The organism is Pseudomonas sp. S04 (genome assembly GCF_009834545.1).
GTDB lineage: Bacteria > Pseudomonadota > Gammaproteobacteria > Pseudomonadales > Pseudomonadaceae > Aquipseudomonas.
Genome location: NZ_CP019427.1, coordinates 483456 through 503488, shown reverse-complemented (window position 1 = coordinate 503488; position 20033 = coordinate 483456). Strand labels below are relative to the sequence as shown.

Below are 20033 nucleotides of genomic sequence, written 5' to 3'. Positions count from 1 at the left end.
TCATACAGTGAAGACGGGCACGGGGTTGCACCAACGGTCCTTGTATTCACGATCTGCGCGACCAAACGAAAAGCGCAACGGCTTGTCGACTGCCCGCGCCTGCTCCCAGGCACTTTGTGTGTTGAGAAAGCTCAGCACGCTACCGGGGCTGAACTCACGGGTCTCGGGGTCGACCCCGCCATTGATGTACTCGACGCTGATCCACTGCGGCGCTTGCACCCGGTACACCAGCTGGATCGCAATCGGCGCATCGTTGAGGAAGATCACCGAACCGATCAACAACTCGCGCAGCAACTCCAGCACCTCGCTCATGCGCGCCGCACCCGTGGCTGGGAAACCCCAGCGGCGCTGGAACAGATCGCAGTAGATAGCGGCCAGTTCGCTGCTGGAAAACTCGCTGACCGGCCGCACCACGCCGCCCGCTTCTTCCAGCAAGCGCAGTTCACGGCGCTGGTTGTAGCGAAATTTCTTCGACAGTTCTTCGGGTGTGCGTGCCATCGCCAATTGCTCGGCTTGCAGCCTGAGGCCGGTGAAACGACCTTCATTGAGCGCCGACAAGTAGCGGGCACGATGGCGCAGCACGGCCTGGGCATCGGGGGCGGCCGGCAGAATCAACTCGGCATTGCCGAGGTCAAACAGACCTTTCTTGCCATGACGCTTGAGCACATCCTTGGACAAGGCCAGGTCGCGGCCCCAGGTCGGGATCGCCGCCTGCAGCTCGCCGCCCTGCTCCCAGGCCAGGTAACGTACGGGAATACCGGCCAGGTCAGCCAGGCGCTCGACCACCAGCGGGTGAGTCGCGACGCTGCCCCCCCAACGTTGCCAGGCGTCGCAATAGGTCGACGCGTCGACAACGGACCAGCCGCGTTCGCGCCAGCCTTGGAATCGGTTGAGCATCAAGCCCTCGTCGTCAGATCAATGACAGGCGGCAGACGCCAGAACGCCTCGCGTACCGCGCGATCGGAAAATTGCTGGCGCAGGCGCTCAAGCATCAGCTCGGCGCACAACTGGCGCTCCCGCTGGTCCATCCGGGCCAGGTGTTGCAGCCCTTGCGCCAGGTGCTCGGCGTCGCCCAGAGGAAACAGGATACCGACGCCTTCGACCACTTCCTTGGCCCCGCCACACGCCGTGGCCAACAACGGCACGCCGGCCGCCATGGCTTCGAGTAGCACCATGCCAAAAGGTTCATGGTCGGAGCTCAAGGCAAACACATCAAAAGCGCGGAAGTAGCGACGCGCTTCAGGCACTTGGCCGAGGAACAACACGCGATCGCCGATCCCCAGTTCGCGGGCCAGTTCCTTGAGGTCCTGCTCCAGGCGGCCGGTGCCGAGAATCGCCAGTTGGCTATCGACCGGCAAGCCTGGCAAAGCCTGGGCAAAGCCGTGGAGCAGCGTGGCCTGGTCCTTGTCCGGGTGCAGGCGGCCAACGTTGCCGACCACCCAGGCATCCGGCGACAGGCCCAACTCTTCCCGCGCCTGGGCGAAGGACAGCTGGCTGGCCTGCAAGGCGTCGACATCGATACGGTTGTAGAGCGTTTGAATGCGTGCTGCCGGCCATTTCGGCAGGCAGCGGCGCATGTCGTCGCGCACCGCGTCAGAGACCCCGAGCAGGCTCAGACGCTTGCGGAAAATCTGCGCAAACAGCTTGCGCGTACGCCGCTGGTAGTCACCAAAGGCGTGGTGCACGCCAATCACCGGCAGCGCCGTGGCGAGCAAGGCGATGTAGATCGGCTTGAACCGGTGGGCGATACAGAAACTGAACTGGCGCGACTGGGCGATCTTGCGCAGATCGGCAATCGCGCCCAGCTTCAGGCCACGAATGGCCTTGGAGCTGTATTCCATGAACAGCACTTCGTCAGACGCGCAGCCGGCTGCGACTTCGGCATCGGCCACCCCGGTGAGGAACACCGTGGTCACACGATAACCGGAGCCCGCAAACAGGCTGGCGTACTGCCGGGCGCAGTCCAGGAACGGCCCGTCATAGCCGTGACAGAACTGCAGGACATGGCGCTCAGCCGAGCGTGTCATAAGCGTCCGCGCCGTCTTTGACCACGAGAATGTCTTCCATGATCAAATACTGTAGATCGGAACCGAAGAACATGTTCAGCGCGTCGGTCGGCGAGCAGATCATCGGTTCGCCACGACGGTTGAGCGAGGTATTGAGCGACACACCGTTGCCGGTCAGCACTTCCAGGGCTTTCATCATGTCGTAGTAGCGTGGGTTGTACTCACGCTTGAGCACCTGGGCTCGGGAGGTGCCGTCTTCATGGACGACTTCCGGCACGCGGGTCTTCCACTCTTCAGCCACTTCGAAGGTGAAGGTCATGAAGGGGGCCGGGTGATCGATCTTGATCATCTGCGGCGCCACGGTGTCGAGCATCGACGGGCAGAAAGGCCTCCAGCGCTCGCGGAACTTGATCTGGTGGTTGATCCGGTCAGCCACGCCAACGGCGCTCGGGCAACCGATGATCGAACGACCACCAAGGGCACGCGGACCGAACTCCATGCGCCCCTGGAACCAGGCTACCGGGTTGCCATCGACCATGATCTTGGCGATGTTTTCCGGCATGTTCTCAAGCTTGCGCCAAGCAGGCTTGCTCGGGTGACGGGCACACGCGGCGATCACGTCTTCGTTGCTGTACGAGGGGCCGAGGTAGACGTGTTCCATCTTCTCGACCGGTACGCCACGGGCGTGGGACACGTAGGCAGCAGCGCCAACTGCGGTACCGGCATCGCCGGATGCAGGCTGCACAAACAGCTCTTTGACGTCGTCGCGAGCAATGATTTTCTGGTTCAGCTTGACGTTCAACGCACAGCCACCGGCATAGGCCAGCTTGCCGGTTTCCTTGAGCACGTCGCCCAGGTAGTGATCGATCATCTGCAGCGAAATTTTTTCGAACAGCGCTTGAATGCTGGCGGCGTAGTGGATGTAAGGCTCGTCGGCGATGTCACCTTCGCGCTTGGGACCCAGCCACTCGATCAGCTTCGGCGAGAAGTAGTAACCCTTGCCCTTCTCTTTATAACGACGCAGGCCGATGACGTTGGCGTAGTCGGTGTTGATCACCAACTCGCCGTTTTCGAACGAAGCCAGGCGCGAGAAATCGTATTTGCTGGCGTCACCGTACGGCGCCATGCCCATGACCTTGAACTCACCGTCGAGCATGTCGAAGCCGAGAAACTCGGTGATCGCGCCATACAGGCCGCCGAGGGAGTCCGGATCGAAGAATTCCTTGATCTTGTGAATCTTGCCGTTTTCGCCGTAACCGAAGAAGGTCGTGGCGTACTCGCCCTTGCCGTCGATACCCAGGATCGCGGTTTTCTCTTTGAAACCGGAGCAGTGATAAGCGCTGGAGGCGTGGGCCAAGTGGTGCTCGACCGGCTCGATCTTGATTTTCTTCGGATCGAAGCCCAGTTGCTCCAGGCACCAGACGATCTTGTTGCGATAGCGCTTGTAGCGACGGTTGCCCATCAGGATCGCGTCAAGTGCGCGATCCGGGGCGTACCAGTAACGCTTGGCGTACTGCCAGCGGGCCTTGCCGAACAGGCTGATCGGGGCGAACGGGATCGCGACTACGTCAACGTCTGAAGGTTTGATACCGGCCTGTTCCAAGCAGAACTTCGCCGATTCGTAAGGCATGCGGTTCTTTGCATGTTTATCGCGTACGAAGCGCTCTTCTTCAGCAGCCGCGACCAGCTTGCCGTCGATGTACAGCGCTGCGGAAGGATCATGGCTAAGGGCGCCGGACAGGCCAAGAATCGTCAATGCCACAGGGGTCTAGCCTCTTTAGTCTGCATGCAGGCGACGTGCGCCTGGAAATAATGTGTCCCCGCACCAAGGCGAGAAACAGCTAAAGGGCGAGATTATAGCGTAAAGATGACGGGCGGCGAGGACTGCGTCCTCGAACACAGCCTCGCGGGCTCGACAGCTGCTACGGGGGGTTGGGGTATACCCCTCCAAAAAAAAGAGTCAAGCCACCTGCTTGGGCAACCGCTGATCAATCACCCGATACAACGCCGACCCCTCACCCCAATTACGCATGAACCGCGCCCGATCCCGCGCATAAGCCGGCGCAAAACTACTGAGTGAAGCGTGCTGACACATCGAATCCAGGTCAATCAACGACCAGCGATCCCGGTCCCAGAACAGGTTATGCCCCTTGAAATCACCATGACTGATGCGCTCGGCGATCAACTCGGCAAACAGTTGATCCAGCGCCACCAACTCAGCCTCAGGCGCCTCGCCACTTTCCACATAGGGCGCAAAACGCTCAATGATGTCCGGCCCCGGCAGATACTCGGTGATCAGGTAGGCCCGGCTGCGCAGCCAGAAAAACCGTTTTTCCAGCAACGCCAGCGGCTTGGGCGTGGCGATGCCGAGGAACGCCAGGCGATTGCCCTCGCGCCAGGAATGCCAGGCGCGGCTCGGACGCCAGAAACGCTTGAGCCAGTGGGCAAACCCCTTGATGTTGTAGCGCTTGACCACCAGCGTACGACCACCCACCTCAACCTTGCCCACACTCGCCGCGCCGCCGGTCTTGTACAGATGCCCCTGGTCGAGCAAGGCATCGGCCTGCTCCAGCACCGGCAACATGGCGGCCTCTTCGTCGCGGCGAATCGCACGCAACCCAAAGGCCCCGCGCTGCACGGCGAACAGCGAGCACTCGCGGCCAACCTTGATCAGGTAATCCTTGAGTCGCCAGCTACGAATCTTGCGTACCTGCTTCTGCAAGGCTTCGAGCGGCAACGCGTGCTCGCCATTGCTCAGCAGGTAATGCACCAGCAACTCTTCGGTGAACGGCTCCAGCGTCTTGGGCAACTGGGCAAAAAACACCCCGAGGTTTTCCAGGACCTTTTGCCGCGACAACGGCTGCCCCGCGGTTTCGGCATGAATCCCGGCACCGTCGATCAAATACAGCCGACCACCGTGGCGCAGCAGATTGTCCAGGTGCAGGTCCGATTGCCACAGGCCCTTGCTGTGCATCTGGCCAATGGCGGCCAGCGCCTCGGCCAGCACTTCGCTTTGCTCATCCGCCAGCACTGGCAGGGCTTCGACCTGTTGCCAGGCGTCGCCCAGGCTGTGCGCGCCCTCGAGCAGTTCGAACAGCAACCAGCCGCCCTCGCCTTCTTTCAGGCCGTCAGCCAGCAACAACGGGGTGGTCAGGCCTTGGGCCGCGAGCAGGCGCACACCGTCCAGCTCACGCTGGAAATGCCGCGCCGCCTTGCGGCCCACCAGCAACTTGGCCAACACCGGACGCCCGCGCCAGACCCCGGCCCCGACATAGCGCTGGCCGGGCAGCACCCGCAGCAGACTGAGCAGTTGCAACTGCGCCGGGCCCGCGGCATCGGCCAACTCCAGGCTCAACGGCAGTTGTGGGGTGCGTCCGGCGTTTTTCAGTTCAGACAAACGCATCAACGCGTCCCCTTATGACTGCGTCGAGCGGACAAGCGCTGCAGCCAGGCATCCACCAGCGCACTGTCGGCGGGTTGATCCAGGTACGCCGCCAGCAAGCTGCGCACATTCTCGGTGCTCCAGACCGGCGCTCGGCGCAACAACGGCTCCAGATCCTTGACCCGGTCGCGCTGGCCAAACAGCAGCGGGCGGGTTTTCTCCAGGTCGATCAGTTGCGCCCGGTAGCCTTCGCCATCGGCCTGCAAGAAGATGTGCTTGGGATAAAAGCAGCCATGCACCTGGCGCACGCCGTGCAGCCGTCGCGCCAACAAGCCGCAGGCGCGCAGGATCGCCGCCTGTTGCCCGGCGCTGAGCTGCGGCCATTGTTGCAGCAGCGCATCCAGGTCGCTCCAGCCATCCAGCGCCCGCGTCAGCAGGATCGCGCGGACTTCGCCGGCGACTTTGCGCTCGCCAAAGAACACCGCCTCAAGCGCCGGAACCCCCAACTGCCGGTAACGACTGATGTTGCGAAATTCCCGGGCAAAGCTCGGTTCGCCGAAGGGTCGGTGCAGGGTCCGGGTCAGGTAGTTGCTCTGGCGCTTGAGGTAATACCCCTGGCCGTCCAGGTCCAGGCGGAACACGCTGCTCCAGCCCCCACCCGAGGTGTTGGGCTCGTCCACCGCTTCCAGTTCCCGCGCCCACAGCGCATCGAACGTGGCAAGCCCGTGGCGTTCGAACCGCTCGCGGTCCTCGGCGGCTAGAAAATCAGTCATCAGAGCGCATCCCCATAGCGCTGTTTGCGCTCGTACAGTTTGTTCGCCTTGCCCTCGAGCCAGGCCAGCAGCGAGGCTTCTTCACGCAGGATCTGGCGCAACGGCAGCAGGAAATAACCCTTGAGGAAACGCAGCTTATCGCGGCGAGTCAGGCCGATGTCCAGTGCCGAGAAGTACAGCGCGGCCAGGTCCTTGTTGCGCCAGCGCCGGGTGATCGCCGGGCGGGTCTGGGCCCGATGCAGGTCGATGATCGAGAGCTTGAAGTCCTCAGCCGTGACCGGCTTGTCGGTGTGCAGCAGAAAATGGCAGATATAGCAGTCGCGGTGATTGACCCCGGCGCGGTGCATCATGCCGGTCATGCGCGCCACTTCGGCAATCAGCGCGCGCTTGAGCCGGGGCTCCGGCGCTTGCCGGGCCCAGTCGATGCTGAAGTCTTCGAGGCTGACGGTCGGCGCCAGCTCTTCGGTGATGATGAATGAATGCTGGTCAGCGGGGTTGCTGCCTTTTTCGCCATAGGCCACGGCGGTCATGGTCGGCACCCTGGCCTCGTGCAAGCGCTGGATCGCCCGCCATTCTTGGCCCGCGCCGAGCACCGGCAGCTTGGCCGTGAGCAGGTTCTTGAAGATCTCGCCCCAGCCGATACCCCGGTGAATCTTCACGAAGTAGCCGTTGCCAGCGACTTCGGTGCGCAGGGTGCGGCGCGCTTCGAGTTCACGGTAAACCTCGCCCTCCAGGCCTTCGACGGCGCTGAACGCATCGCGTCCGGCCCACAGGCTCTTGAACGGTTCGGCCAGAATCAACTTCATCAGTGTTGCTCCGCCAGAATCACATCCGCCGCGTGCTGCGGCATGCTGTAAAGGTCGGCCGTGTCAGCGAAGGCCAGGCCATTACGGCTCCAGGCCGCACGTGCGGCATCATCGCTCAACATGGTCGTCAGGTACTGCGTGAGTTGCGCCTGCTCGAAGGGCTCGTCCAGCACCAGGCCGCAGTCGGCCTCGGCGATGTAATGGGCATAACCGCACACCGCGCTGACGAGCACCGGCAACCCGGCCACCAGCGCTTCGAGCAGTACCGTCCCGGTGTTTTCGTTGTACGCCGGGTGGATCAACAGGTCGGCACCGAGCAGGAACCGCGGGATATCACTGCGGCCCTTGAGGAACTGCACATTATCGCCCAGGCCCAGTGCGGCACTCTGCAACTGGAATACTTTGGGGTCATCCTGGCCAATTACAAACAGCCGCGTGCGTTTACGCAATTCGGCCGGCAGCGCGGCCAGGGCCTTGAGACTGCGGTCAACGCCCTTGGTCTTAAACCCGGAGCCAATCTGCACCAGCAGCAACTCGTCGTCGGCCAGGGAGAACTCACGGCGAAAGTCCGCGCGAATTTCGCCGGCATTCGGCGGCGCGCGCCGGTCCTGGGCAATGCCCGGCGGCAGCAAGTGGAAGCGCTCCAGCGGGGTGTCGTAATGCTTGATGAACAGCGGCTGCTGGACTTCGGAGATCATCAGCACTTCGGTTTTCGCGTCCTTGGCGAACACCGCGCGCTCATACTCGGCGAAATGCCGGTAGCGACCCCAGCGGCGGTACAACGAATTGCGCAGGTTCTGCGCCTTGTCCTCGAAGCAACCGTCGGCGGCGTAGTAGACGTCCAGGCCAGGCATCTTGTTGAAACCGATCAGGCGGTCCACCGGGCGCCTGGCCAGGTCCTCGGCCATCCAGGCGCTGAGTTTTTCATTGCGCCGATGGTTGAAGAACGCCTTCACCGGCGCCACCAGCACTTCAAAACCCGGCGGCACGTCGCCTTCCCAAATCAGCGTGTAAACGCGGATCTGGTGTCCGCGCTGCTGACATTCCAGGGCAATGCGCATGAAATCACGCTGCAAGCCGCCAAACGGGAAATATTTGTACAGTACAAAAGCCAATTGCATCAGCGCAGCTCCTCAGCCATTAACAACGTGCTCAGTCGGCTCGCGACACGCTCGGGGTTCAGGCGAGTGAAGCACAGTGGCCACTCGCGCTTGAGATCAAACCGACGCTGGTCTTCAGCCGTCGGTTGGTAGGTACATTTCTTTTGCATGCACGGCGCACAGGGGAAATCACTCGCCATGTGCACCTGGCTGCGACCATAGGCGCCCGTCAGGCCCGGGTTGGTCGGACCGAACAGCGACACCGTCGGCACGTCCAGCGCCGCGGCCAGATGCCCGAGGCCGGTATCCACCGCCACGCAGGCTTGCGCGCCGGCCAACACCTTGGCGACGCCCGCCAGGTTCAGCTTGGGCAACACCTCGGCGTTACGCAGGCCCTGGGCGATTCGCTCGGCGCGCGCCTTCTCGGCCGGATTACCCCACGGCAACTTCACCGCCATGCCCAGGTGCCCCATGCGCTCGGCCAGTTCGCGCCAATAGGCTTGCGGCCAGTGCTTGGTGTCCCAGGTGGTGCCGTGCAGGAACAGTACGTACGGATTCTTGCGCGGCAACTCCACCAGGCGCTCGACGTTCAGGCCGTAGTCGCCCAGGCCTTTGGGTAAGTCGTAGCCCAGGGCCACGGCGAACAACTGGCGCAAACGCTCTACCGCATGTTGCCCACGGGCCACCGCCAGGCGCCGCGAGTAGAAGCGCGCCGCCAGCGGCTCGCGCGCCGAGTGTTTGTCCAGGCCAGCCACCGGCGCCCGCACGTAACGGGTCAGCAAGGCACTTTTGAGCAGGCCCTGGGCATCGATCACCAAGTCGTACTTGGTCGCCTGCAGGTTTTGCTTGAAGCGCTTGAACTCGCCGCTCTTGATGGTCTGCCAGAGATTCTTGCGCCAGCGACGGATCGCCACGGGAATCACCTTGCCCACCGCCGGATGCCAGGTGGGGATCTCGGCGAAGCCTTCTTCCACCACCCAGTCGAACTGGATGCCGGGGATCGCCCGCGCAGCGTCGGTCAGCGCGGGCAACGCATGGATCACATCGCCCAGCGAAGAGGTCTTGATCAACAGTACCCGCAACTTAACGAACCTCGACCACAGTGCCCTGCAACCGCTGCAAGGCATCGTTCACCGCTTGCGGCATCAGCTGGCGCAGGCAGTTGTAATGGCCGAAGCGGCAGGTGCGGTCAAAACACGGGCTGCATTCGATGCCCAGGCGCACGATTTCGACGTGCTCGGCCAGCGGCGGGGTAAAGCCCGGCGAAGTCGAACCGTAGACCGCCACCAGCGGACGATTCAGCGCCGCGGCCACGTGCATCAGCCCGGAGTCGTTGGAGACCACCGAGTCGGCGCAGGACAGCAAGTCGATGGCCTCGGCCAGCGACGTGTCGCCACTGAGGTTCATCGCCTCTTCCCGCAGCCCGGGAATCAACCGGGAACGGATCTCTTCGCCGACCGCGTGATCGTTCTTCGAACCGAACAGCCAGACCTGCCAACCCTCGCGAATCTTCGCCTCGGCGACCTTGGCGTAATGCTCGGAAGGCCAGCGCTTGGCCTCGCCGAACTCGGCCCCCGGACACAGCGCCAGCACCGGGCGATCGAGGGTCAGGCCGAACTTGGCCAATGCCGCCTCGCGGGTCACAGGATCGATTTGCAGGCTGGGCCGTGGATAAGGCGTCGGCAGTTCGGCTGCCGGTTCATAGGCCAGCGCCATGAAACGCTCGATCATCAGCGGGTAGCGCTCTTTATCCAGCGTGCGCACATCGTTGAGCAGACCGTAGCGAAACTCGCCACGCCAGCCGGTGCGCTTGGCGATGCCGGCAAAAAACGGCACCAGCGCCGACTTCAACGAGTTGGGCAGCAGGATCGCCTGGTCGTACTGGCCGGCCAGGGACTTGCCGATCCGCCGGCGCGTTGCCAGCTCCAGCGCGCCGTGGCCGAGCGGAAAGCTCAAGGCCCGGCGCACCTGGGGCATGCGCTCAAGGATCGGCCGGCTCCACTCCGGGGCCAGCACGTCGATTTCGCACTGTGGATGACGCTGCTGCAGACACATGAACAGTGTCTGCGCCATCACCATGTCACCGACCCAACTGGGCCCAACGATCAGAATTTTCATAGTTATCCACAAACGAATAGGGGAGGCATTGGCCTCCCTGCTTCGAAAAACACTGTGGGAGCGGGCTTGCTCGCGATGGGGTGATTACCTTCAACACTGCTGTCGACTCACACTCCGCTATCGCGAGCAGGCTCGCTCCCACATGGGTATTGGTGCACATCCCGTGCAGTGTCGCTTGAGTGGCTCCAGATCTACCAATCACAGCACCTTCACTGTGGGAGCGGGCTTGCCCGCGATAACGATGTAATAGCCGACATCAACGGTGATGTCTGACGACGCCATCGCGGGCAAGCCCGCTCCCACAAGGGGCATGAGGTGTTTGAACTACCCCGCGTCAGCTTAGCCCCAACTCGCGCCAGATTCGCAACACCTGTTGGCGCTCATCGACAAACTGGTTGCCTGCCACCACCCCGGCCTCGTTCTGCAACGCCTGGCGGTGAGCGGCGGCGCGATAGGCCTTGTAGACCTCACGCATCAGGCTGGCATCGGCCGCAGGCATCAAGCCTTCGTGCTCCAGCTCTTCCAGAATGCGGATGTTGTCTGTCCAGCGCAGCAACGGCGGATGCGTCTGGGACCACGCCAAAGCCGCGTATTGCACCATAAATTCAATATCGACGATACCACCGGCGTCCTGCTTGAGGTCGAACAGCACCGTGGCTTCGAAGGCATTGGCCGCCGTCCCGGCACCGGTAATCCTGGTTCCCAGGTTATCGCGCATCTTGGCGCGCATCTCGCTGACTTCCTGGCGCAGCTTGGGCAAATCGCGGGCTCGCCCCAACACCTTGGCGCGGACTTTCTCGAACGCCTGGCCGACATCCTGGCTGCCCACCAGCACACGGGCGCGCACCAGCGCCTGATGTTCCCAGGTCCACGCTTCATTCTCTTGATAGCGCTCAAACGCCCCCAGCGAACTGACCAACAGCCCCGAGGCGCCGGAAGGCCGCAGGCGCATATCGACTTCGTAGAGTTGCCCGGAGTTGGTCTGGGTGGTCAGCAAATGAATGATGCGCTGGCCCAGGCGGGTGAAAAATTGCGCGCCATCGATCGGCTTGGGCCCGTCGGTTTCCGCCTGCGGGTCACCGTCGTGGATAAACACCAGGTCCAGGTCCGAACCATGGCCGAGTTCCAGGCCGCCGACCTTGCCGTAGCCAACAATCACAAAGCCTGGGTCGCACAAGGTGCCGTCGGGGCGCTGTGGCGAACCATACTTGGCGGCGGTCTGGCGCCAGGCCAGGGCCAGGACCTGCTCGAGGATCGCCTCGGCCAGCCATGTCAGGTAGTCGCTGACCTTCATCAAGGGCAGGCTACCGGCGATTTCCGAGGCGGCGACCCGCAGGCGGTGCGCCAGCTTGAAGTGCCGCAGGGCCTCCATCTGCTGTTCCAGGTCATCCTCGGGAATACGCGTCAGGCGCTCGCGCAGCTCCGCCGCCAGCTCCGGTGCCAGGGGCGGCTTGAACAGACGCCCCTCGTTGAGCAGCTCATCGAGCAACAGCGGGAAGCGGGTGATCTGTTCGGCAATCCACGGACTGGCCGCGCACAGCGTCAACAAGCGGCGCAAGGCACCCGGGTTTTCCGTGAGCAATACCAGGTACGCCGAGCGCCGCGCCACGGCCTCGACCAATGGCAGCACGCGCTCCAGCACCAGGTCCGGGTTGGCGTGCTCGACGGCCTGGGCCAGCAAGCGCGGGATAAAGGCGTCCAGACGCTCGCGCCCCAGACGCTGCATTGCCCGCAGCTGCGGACTGCCTCGCAGGCCGGCCAAGGCCTTCAGGGCTTTCGGCGCATCGGCAAAACCGCCCTCCTGCAACTGACGGCACGCGGCTTCTTCGTCCTGGGCGTCTTCCCACAGCGGCAACCATTCACCACCGACCACCACTTCGCTTTGCGCACCCTCCTCTTCGTCGGGATCGGCGATCACTTGACGGAAATGCCAGTCGACCCGGCCCCGCCAATACATCAACTGCGCATGGAAGGCTGGCCAGTCGGCAAAACCCAGCATAAAGGCGATGCGCGCCTGATCCTGCTCGTTGTCGGGGAGCATTTGTGTCTGCCGATCGGCAATCGCCTGGATCGCGTGCTCGGTGTAACGCAGAAACTCATAACCCTCGCGCAATTCGCCGACCACCGCCGGCGGCAGGTAACCCTGCCCTTCCAGCGTGCTGAGCACCTTTAATAGAGGACGCTGCTGCAGGCTCAGGTCGCGGCCGCCGTGAATCAGCTGGAAGGCCTGGGCGATGAATTCCACTTCACGGATGCCACCGGCGCCCAGCTTGATGTTGTCGGCCATGCCCTTGCGCCGCACTTCCTGCTGGATCAACTGCTTCATGGTGCGCAGCGCTTCGATCGCCGAGAAATCCAGGTAGCGCCGATAGACGAACGGGCGCAGCAGGTCGAGCAATTGCGCCCCTGCGACCTGGTCGCCGGCCACCACCCGCGCCTTGATCATGGCGTAGCGTTCCCAGTCACGGCCCTGGTCCTGATAGTACTGCTCCAGGGCATTGAAGCTGAGCACCAGCGCGCCGGACGAGCCGTACGGACGCAGGCGCATGTCGACGCGAAATACAAAACCGTCGACGGTCATCGGGTCCAGCGCCTTGATCAGCCGCTGGCCCAGGCGAATGAAGAACTCCTGGTTATCCAGCGCACGCTTGACGCCGACGGTCTCGCCGCCTTCGGGGTAGGCGAAGATCAGGTCGATGTCCGAGGACAGGTTGAGTTCCACCGCGCCGAGCTTGCCCATGCCGAGGATGACCATCTGCTGCGGCTCGCCACTGCGCCGCCCGGTGGGCGTGCCGAACTGCTGGCAGTGGCGCAGGTACAACCACTGATAGGCCTGGTCGATGCTGGCATCGGCCATGTCCGAGAGATCGCGGCAGGTCTGGATCAAGTCGGCCTGACGGTTCAGGTCGCGCCAGATGATGCGCACCTGGTGCCGGTTACGCTGGCGGCGCAGTGCCCGGGCCAGTTCGTCATCGGTGGTAGCTGCCTGCGCTGCCGTTGCGATCTGCGCGCATAGCTCGCCCGCAGCGAAAGGGCGGTCCAACTCGCCGGACTGCACCAGCGCCAGCAACATCAAGGGGTCACGTACACATTGTTCAGAGACAAAGTCGCTGGCGCCCGTCACGCGAGCCCATTGCGCCCAGCGTTCGGGCGTCCAGGTGGACAGGCCATGATCATCGTCGAGGGCGGCCACGGCCGCGCGCAACGATTGCTCGGCACGGCTGACAAACGGCTGGAGAATGGCGGGCAGTTGGGCAAGCGAAGGCAGGCTCATGGTCTATCCTTGATCGGCGTAGAAAGGGCGGTCTGTAGTGAACCCAGCAATTGCACTACGCAAAGGACTGTCGAACAAAGGTTAGAAATAGCTGAAATCTCAATATTTTTGGTAGCCAGCATCACGCTCGACCCTATTCTGGTTGGCTAAAGACCAAGAGTAACGATTATTCTCACAACACAGCAGGAGGCCACAAGCCGTTCTTCTGTAGTTTTACTACTCGTATATACATTCGAAAGGCTGAAATGCCCGGAGATTTGTAGTAAAACTACACGCCGCCGAATCAACCTCCGGCATTCCAAGAATTTATAACGTCTGCCCACAAGGCCAGTCGCTAACTCAGGCAACCGATTCTGGTAGCCTTTCCGCCCTGGAGCAAGCCATGCAAGACCTCGATCCCGTCGAAACCCAGGAATGGCTGGACGCCCTGGAATCGGTTCTCGACAAAGAAGGCGAAGACCGTGCTCACTATCTGATGACCCGTATGGGCGAACTCGCAACCCGTAGCGGTTCGCAACTGCCTTACGCCATCACCACGCCATACCGCAACACCATCCCCGTTACCCACGAAGCACGCATGCCTGGCGACCTGTTCATGGAACGCCGCATTCGCTCGCTGGTACGCTGGAACGCGATGGCCATGGTGATGCGTACGAACCTGAAAGATTCTGACCTGGGCGGTCACATCTCCAGCTTCGCCTCCAGCGCTACCCTGTACGACATCGGCTTCAACTATTTCTTCCAGGCCCCGACCGACGAACACGGCGGCGACCTGATCTACTTCCAGGGTCACACCTCGCCAGGCGTCTACGCCCGTGCGTTCATGGAAGGCCGCATCACCGAAGAACAAATGAACAACTTCCGCCAGGAAGTCGACGGCCAGGGCCTCTCGTCCTATCCGCACCCTTGGCTGATGCCTGACTTCTGGCAGTTCCCGACTGTATCCATGGGCTTGGGCCCGATCCAGGCGATCTACCAGGCACGCTTCATGAAGTACCTGGAAGCCCGTGGCTTCATTCCGGAAGGCAAGCAGAAAGTCTGGTGCTTCCTGGGCGACGGCGAGTGCGACGAGCCCGAATCCCTGGGCGCGATCTCCCTGGCTGGCCGCGAGAAGCTGGACAACCTGATCTTCGTCATCAACTGCAACCTGCAGCGCCTCGACGGCCCGGTTCGCGGCAACGGCAAGATCATCCAGGAACTCGAAGGTGTGTTCCGTGGTGCCCAGTGGAACGTGACCAAAGTCATCTGGGGCCGTTTCTGGGACCCACTGCTGGCCAAGGACGTCGACGGTATCCTGCAACGCCGCATGGACGAAGTCATCGACGGCGAGTACCAGAACTACAAGGCCAAGGACGGCGCGTTCGTCCGTGAGCACTTCTTCAACACGCCAGAACTCAAGGCGATGGTTGCCGATCTGTCCGACGACGAGATCTGGAAGCTCAACCGTGGCGGCCACGACCCGTACAAGGTCTACGCGGCGTACCACGAAGCGGTCAACCACAAAGAACAACCGACCGTCATCCTGGCCAAGACCATCAAGGGTTATGGCACCGGTGCCGGCGAAGCGAAAAACACCGCGCACAACACCAAGAAGGTTGATGTTGAAAGCCTGAAGCTGTTCCGCGATCGTTTCGACATCCCGGTCAAGGACGAAGAGCTGGAGAACCTGCCGTTCTTCAAGCCTGAGCCAAACAGCGCTGAAGCCCGCTACCTGAGCGAGCGTCGTACTGCACTGGGCGGTTTCGTGCCACAGCGCCGCGCCCAGAGCGTGAGCATTCCGACCCCGCCACTGGACACCCTCAAGGCGATCCTGGACGGCTCGGGCGACCGTGAAATCTCCACCACCATGGCCTTCGTGCGGATCCTCGCGCAATTGGTCAAGGACAAGGAAATCGGTTCGCGCATCGTCCCGATCATCCCGGACGAAGCCCGTACCTTCGGTATGGAAGGCATGTTCCGCCAGTTGGGCATCTACTCCTCCGTCGGCCAGCTCTACGAGCCAGTCGATAAAGACCAGGTGATGTTCTACAAGGAAGACAAGAAGGGCCAGATCCTTGAAGAAGGGATCAACGAAGCAGGCGCCATGAGCTCCTTCATCGCGGCCGGTACTTCGTATTCCAACCACAACCAGCCAATGCTGCCGTTCTACATCTTCTACTCGATGTTCGGCTTCCAGCGGATCGGCGACCTGGCCTGGGCGGCCGGCGACAGCCGTACCCGTGGCTTCCTGATCGGCGGTACCGCTGGGCGGACCACGCTGAACGGCGAAGGCCTGCAACACGAAGACGGTCACAGCCACATCCTGGCTGCCACCATCCCGAACTGCCGCACCTTTGATCCAACCTACGGCTACGAGCTGGCGGTGATCATCCAGGACGGCATGAAGAAGATGACCGAAGAGCAGCAGGACGTTTTCTACTACATCACCGTGATGAACGAGTCCTACCAGCAGCCAGCCATGCCGGCCGGTGTGGAAGAAGGCATCATCAAGGGCATGTACCTGCTCGAAGAAGACAACCGCGAAGCGGCGCACCACGTACAGCTGATGGGCTCCGGCACCATCCTGCGTGAAGTCCGTGAAGCGGCGAAGATTCTGCGTGAAGAGTTCAACGTCGGCGCTGACGTATGGAGCGTTACCAGCTTCAACGAACTGCGTCGCGATGGCCTGGCCGTGGAGCGCAGCAACCGTCTGCACCCAGGCCAGAAGCCTAAGCTGAGCTACGTCGAAGAGTGCCTGAACGGCCGTAAAGGTCCGGTGATTGCCTCTACCGACTACATGAAACTGTTCGCCGAGCAGATCCGTCAGTGGGTACCGTCCAAGGAATTCAAAGTCCTGGGCACTGACGGTTTCGGCCGCAGCGACAGCCGCAAGAAACTGCGTCATTTCTTCGAAGTTGACCGTCATTTCGTGGTGTTGGCAGCCCTGGAAGCACTGGCTGACCGTGGTGACATCGAACCTAAGGTTGTGGCTGAAGCCATCGCCAAGTTCGGTATCAACCCGGAAAAACGCAACCCACTGGACTGCTGAGGAGATTTTCCGTGAGCGAACTCATTCGCGTACCTGACATCGGCAGCGGTGAAGGTGAAGTAATTGAACTGTTTGTGAAGGTCGGCGACAAAGTCGAAGCCGACCAGAGCATCCTGACCCTGGAATCGGACAAGGCGAGCATGGAAATCCCTGCTCCCAAGGCCGGCGTGGTCAAGAGCCTGAAAGTGAAGCTGGGCGATCGCCTGAAAGAAGGCGACGAACTGCTGGAGCTGGAAATCGAAGGTGCTGCTGATGCAGCCCCTGCGCCAGCCGCTCCTGCCGCTGCTCCTGCCACTCCTGCGGCTGAAAAGCCTGCAGCTGCTGCCCAGGCCCCTGCGGCCCCGGCTGCTGCACCTGCCGCCGCCACCGTGCAGGACATTCATGTCCCGGACATCGGCTCGTCGGGCAAGGCCAAGATCATCGAACTGCTGGTCAAGGTCGGCGACACCGTCGAGGCTGATCAGTCGCTGATCACCCTGGAATCCGACAAGGCCAGCATGGAAATCCCTTCGCCGGCTGCCGGCGTCGTGGAAAGCATCGCGGTCAAGCTCGAAGACGAAGTCGGCACTGGCGACTTTATCCTCAAGCTCAAAGTCCAGGGTGCAGCCTCTGCAGCCCCAGCACCTGCTGCTGCGCCAGCTCCGGCGGCCAAGGCTGAAGCGGCACCTGCCGCTGCCGCCCCTGCTCCTGCTGCCAAAGCCGAGGCCGCTGCGGCCCCGGCTGCTGCGCCAGCGCCAAGCGGTGCCAAGGTTCACGCCGGTCCGGCCGTACGCCAACTGGCCCGTGAATTCGGCGTCGAGCTGAATTCGGTGAGCCCTAGCGGCCCGCACGGTCGTGTGCTCAAGGAAGACGTGCAGGTTTACGTCAAGGCCATGATGCAGAAGGCCAAGGAAGCCCCGGCCGCCGGTGCTACTGGCGGCGCTGGCATCCCTCCGATTCCAGTCGTGGACTTCAGCCGCTTCGGTGAAACCGAAGAAGTGCCGATGACCCGCCTGATGCAAATCGGCGCGTCGAGCCTGCACCGCAGCTGGCTGAACATTCCGCACGTGACCCAATTCGACTCGGCGGATATCACCGAGCTGGAAGCGTTCCGTATTGCCCAGAAAGCTGTGGCCGAGAAGGCTGGCGTCAAGCTGACCATTCTGCCGCTGCTGCTCAAGTCTTGCGCACACCTGCTCAAGGAACTGCCGGACTTCAACAGCTCCCTGGCACCAAGCGGCAAGGCGATCATCCGCAAGAAGTACGTGAACATCGGTTTTGCGGTTGATACCCCAGACGGCCTGCTGGTTCCTGTGATCAAGAACGTTGATCAGAAGAGCTTGCTGCAACTGGCTGGCGAAGCCGCTGCGCTGGCTGCCAAAGCCCGCGACAAGAAGCTCACGGCCGACGACATGCAAGGCGCTTGCTTCACCATCTCCAGTCTCGGCCACATTGGCGGCACCGGCTTCACGCCGATCGTCAATGCACCGGAAGTGGCGATCCTCGGCGTGTCCAAGGCAACCATCCAGCCAGTCTGGGACGGCAAAGCCTTCCAGCCGAAACTGATGCTGCCGCTGTCGCTGTCCTACGACCACCGTGTGATCAACGGCGCCGCTGCGGCCCGTTTCACCAAGCGTCTGAGCGACCTGCTGGGCGACATCCGCACCATCCTGCTGTAAGACCGCTGGGCCCTTCTTTCGCGAAGGGCCCTGCGTGCTCCACGTTTTCCGAGCGCCACGCTCGTACCTCAACCCCGCCAATTGGCGGGGCTTTTTTTGCCTGCAAAACAGCCCAACCTCGAAAGGCGCTTAGGCAAAACCGCTACGCATTCCTACCGGCGTTAACACCAAAGACTACGCCAACAGTTGACCAGGACCACGTCCCGGGTCCACTTCCCCGCCAATTCTCAAATGCCCTCCAGCCATAAGATGAATTGCAAAGCACACATACCGTGCTGGACGCGACTTCCCACGCCGCACTTCGAATGGATTCGAATATGCTCAAGCCTACTGTCGGCCCGATTGTTGGCCATACCACCTTTCAACACACCCGCCTGTTTCTGCGAGGCGCCCCAGTGACCAACGCCTGGGTATTTGCCGGGCTGCGTTATCGCCGCACGGGCGATCCGAACTGGTCCAAAGTGCTCTTTGCCGAGTTGACGACGGCTCGCGACATGTCGGCGGTGATCGCGCTGCATGACCTCGCCAGCGATACCGAGTATGAGTACCAGGCAGGCTGGTTCAATACGGGCAATACCCGACCAGCCCTGGAAACCCTTGACCCGTTAAAACTGCAATGGCCCCGGGAAACCTACCGCTTTCGCACCGCCTCCAGCAAAGCCTGCACCCCCCGCAGCTACATCGTCGGCTCGTGCCGCTACCTGCGCATGACCCTGGGTCTCCCGTCAGCGCCCGCCAAGGGCGACCGGATCTTTGCGGCGATCAAGCGGCTGGCAGACACCTCCTCGCCAGCGATCAGCGCCCTGGTGATGACCGGTGACCAGGTGTATGTGGACGACATGAACCTCGTCGCCCCGGACCGCGATTACCCGGATATTCTCGCCAAGTACCGCGCGGCTTTTTCTCAGCCCCATATTCGGGCGCTAATGGCCTCATTGCCGACCTACATGATTCTCGACGACCACGAAATAGAGGATAACTGGCCCGCCAACGCCGGTGGCAACGACAACAGCCTGTATCGCAACGCGATGGCCGCGTACGAAATCTATCAAGCCAGTCATGGTCCGGCTGGCGAGCAACCCGATGACCAGCCGGCACATTACTGGTACCAATTTGCCCAGGGGGACATCGAGTGGTTTGTCATGGACACCCGAACCCGACGCAACCTCTCGGCCGACGACCGACGCATCATCGATGCCGATCAAGAGCAAGCGGTGCTCAAGTGGCTGATCCACAGCCCGGCGCGGGTCAAAATGCTGGTCACCGGCGTGATGCTGTTCCCGGACAGTAAAAGCAATGACAGTGACACCTGGAAAGCCTTCCCCGAACAGCGCTTGCGCATCCTCGAAAACATCCGCCTGCACAAGATCAGGAATGTGCTGATCATCTCGGGTGACGTCCACGGCTCACTCACCTCGCGCCTACGTCACACAGCAGACCCGGACTTCGAGGTGCAGACCATCGTCTCGTCACCGTTTTGCAACAGCGCCTGGCTGCCCTTTGCCAAGTCCTCGTCGTTCATCCTTGACCAGCCGCTGGCGAAAACCGCTGCCGGCGACTATTACCTCGAATGGACAAGCAAGGTGATCAGCCAGGACAACTTCGCACACCTGACGGTGCACACCGAGCATATTCGCGTGGAGTACCGCGACACGGGTGGCGACCTGTTGTATTCGGTAAACCTTCCCCTGCACCCTCCCCCCCAGACTCTGCCACTTGTTGTGTAGGTGTGGCCTTACGAAATCCCACAAATTACGCGCAGTTTTCCTACAGAAATCCGTGTTTCGGCCGATAAACACCTATAGCACTAAGCCTTCATCCTCTATTGTCAGCCAGGGCGGCATCATGCAACCTTGCCGCTGGCTACACAGAGGGCGTGAGCACGTCG

General features: G+C 61.9%; 13 protein-coding genes. 3 read left to right on the top strand and 10 right to left on the bottom strand.

Annotation, left to right across the window (positions count from 1 at the left end; genetic code table 11):
- The 10 genes from PspS04_RS02135 to glnE form a co-directional block, all read right to left on the bottom strand.
- Complete coding sequence (locus PspS04_RS02135) at window positions 1-897, bottom strand: antimicrobial resistance protein Mig-14 (RefSeq protein WP_159993360.1); 897 nt, start codon at window positions 895-897, stop codon at window positions 1-3.
- Window positions 897-2027: a glycosyltransferase gene (locus PspS04_RS02130; protein WP_159993358.1), complete on the bottom strand. Its 1131-nt coding sequence runs from the start codon at window positions 2025-2027 to the stop codon at window positions 897-899. The genes PspS04_RS02135 and PspS04_RS02130 overlap by 1 nt, the downstream gene beginning before the upstream one ends.
- A complete protein-coding gene (locus PspS04_RS02125) occupies window positions 2011-3768 on the bottom strand; it encodes a carbamoyltransferase family protein (protein WP_095169632.1) in 1758 nt (585 codons plus the stop codon). Before PspS04_RS02125 ends, PspS04_RS02130 begins: the two co-directional genes overlap by 17 nt.
- 198 nt (window positions 3769-3966) lie before the next feature.
- Entirely contained in the window at window positions 3967-5409 is a 1443-nt protein-coding gene (locus tag PspS04_RS02120) for a lipopolysaccharide kinase InaA family protein (RefSeq protein ID WP_159993356.1), read from the bottom strand.
- Complete coding sequence (locus PspS04_RS02115; protein ID WP_159993354.1) at window positions 5409-6161, bottom strand: lipopolysaccharide kinase InaA family protein; 753 nt, start codon at window positions 6159-6161, stop codon at window positions 5409-5411. Before PspS04_RS02115 ends, PspS04_RS02120 begins: the two co-directional genes overlap by 1 nt.
- Window positions 6161-6967, bottom strand: a complete 807-nt coding sequence (rfaP, locus tag PspS04_RS02110; protein WP_159993352.1) for a lipopolysaccharide core heptose(I) kinase RfaP — start codon at window positions 6965-6967, stop codon at window positions 6161-6163. The genes PspS04_RS02115 and rfaP overlap by 1 nt, the downstream gene beginning before the upstream one ends.
- Window positions 6967-8088, bottom strand: a complete 1122-nt coding sequence (locus PspS04_RS02105) for a glycosyltransferase family 4 protein (RefSeq protein WP_159993350.1) — start codon at window positions 8086-8088, stop codon at window positions 6967-6969. The genes rfaP and PspS04_RS02105 overlap by 1 nt, the downstream gene beginning before the upstream one ends.
- Window positions 8088-9149, bottom strand: coding sequence for a lipopolysaccharide heptosyltransferase I (gene waaC / locus PspS04_RS02100; protein ID WP_159993348.1), 1062 nt, complete (start codon window positions 9147-9149; stop codon window positions 8088-8090). The genes PspS04_RS02105 and waaC overlap by 1 nt, the downstream gene beginning before the upstream one ends.
- 1 nt (window position 9150) lies before the next feature.
- Window positions 9151-10185, bottom strand: a complete 1035-nt coding sequence (gene waaF / locus PspS04_RS02095; RefSeq protein ID WP_095167151.1) for a lipopolysaccharide heptosyltransferase II — start codon at window positions 10183-10185, stop codon at window positions 9151-9153.
- A gap of 334 nt (window positions 10186-10519) precedes the next feature.
- The gene (gene glnE / locus PspS04_RS02090) at window positions 10520-13459 is read right to left on the bottom strand and encodes a bifunctional [glutamate--ammonia ligase]-adenylyl-L-tyrosine phosphorylase/[glutamate--ammonia-ligase] adenylyltransferase (protein WP_159993346.1); all 2940 of its coding nucleotides are present in this window, start codon (window positions 13457-13459) and stop codon (window positions 10520-10522) included.
- Window positions 13460-13841: 382 nt separating this feature from the next.
- On the opposite strand from glnE, the gene aceE reads away from it, so the two are divergent.
- From aceE to PspS04_RS02075, 3 genes are all read left to right on the top strand, one after another.
- Window positions 13842-16487 carry a pyruvate dehydrogenase (acetyl-transferring), homodimeric type gene (aceE, locus tag PspS04_RS02085; RefSeq protein WP_095167153.1) on the top strand — a complete coding sequence of 882 codons (2646 nt, stop codon included), beginning with the start codon at window positions 13842-13844 and terminating at the stop codon, window positions 16485-16487.
- 11 nt (window positions 16488-16498) lie between these two features.
- Window positions 16499-18145 carry a dihydrolipoyllysine-residue acetyltransferase gene (gene aceF, locus PspS04_RS02080; protein ID WP_095167154.1) on the top strand — a complete coding sequence of 549 codons (1647 nt, stop codon included), beginning with the start codon at window positions 16499-16501 and terminating at the stop codon, window positions 18143-18145.
- Between the two features lie 317 nt (window positions 18146-18462).
- Window positions 18463-19872, top strand: a complete 1410-nt coding sequence (locus tag PspS04_RS02075; RefSeq protein ID WP_159993344.1) for an alkaline phosphatase D family protein — start codon at window positions 18463-18465, stop codon at window positions 19870-19872.
- Window positions 19873-20033: the final 161 nt, after the last annotated feature.

Excerpts from the sequence above, each read along its gene's own strand:
- PspS04_RS02135 (WP_159993360.1), bottom strand. The coding sequence starts at position 897 with ATGCTCAACCGATTCCAAGGCTGGCGCGAACGCGGCTGGTCCGTTGTC.
- PspS04_RS02075 (WP_159993344.1), top strand. The coding sequence starts at position 18,463 with ATGCTCAAGCCTACTGTCGGCCCGATTGTTGGCCATACCACCTTTCAA.
- PspS04_RS02105 (WP_159993350.1), bottom strand. The coding sequence starts at position 8,088 with ATGCAATTGGCTTTTGTACTGTACAAATATTTCCCGTTTGGCGGCTTG.
- PspS04_RS02120 (WP_159993356.1), bottom strand. The coding sequence starts at position 5,409 with ATGCGTTTGTCTGAACTGAAAAACGCCGGACGCACCCCACAACTGCCG.
- glnE (WP_159993346.1), bottom strand. The coding sequence starts at position 13,459 with ATGAGCCTGCCTTCGCTTGCCCAACTGCCCGCCATTCTCCAGCCGTTT.
- PspS04_RS02130 (WP_159993358.1), bottom strand. The coding sequence starts at position 2,027 with ATGACACGCTCGGCTGAGCGCCATGTCCTGCAGTTCTGTCACGGCTAT.
- aceE (WP_095167153.1), top strand. The coding sequence starts at position 13,842 with ATGCAAGACCTCGATCCCGTCGAAACCCAGGAATGGCTGGACGCCCTG.
- rfaP (WP_159993352.1), bottom strand. The coding sequence starts at position 6,967 with ATGAAGTTGATTCTGGCCGAACCGTTCAAGAGCCTGTGGGCCGGACGC.
- waaF (WP_095167151.1), bottom strand. The coding sequence starts at position 10,185 with ATGAAAATTCTGATCGTTGGGCCCAGTTGGGTCGGTGACATGGTGATG.
- PspS04_RS02115 (WP_159993354.1), bottom strand. The coding sequence starts at position 6,161 with ATGACTGATTTTCTAGCCGCCGAGGACCGCGAGCGGTTCGAACGCCAC.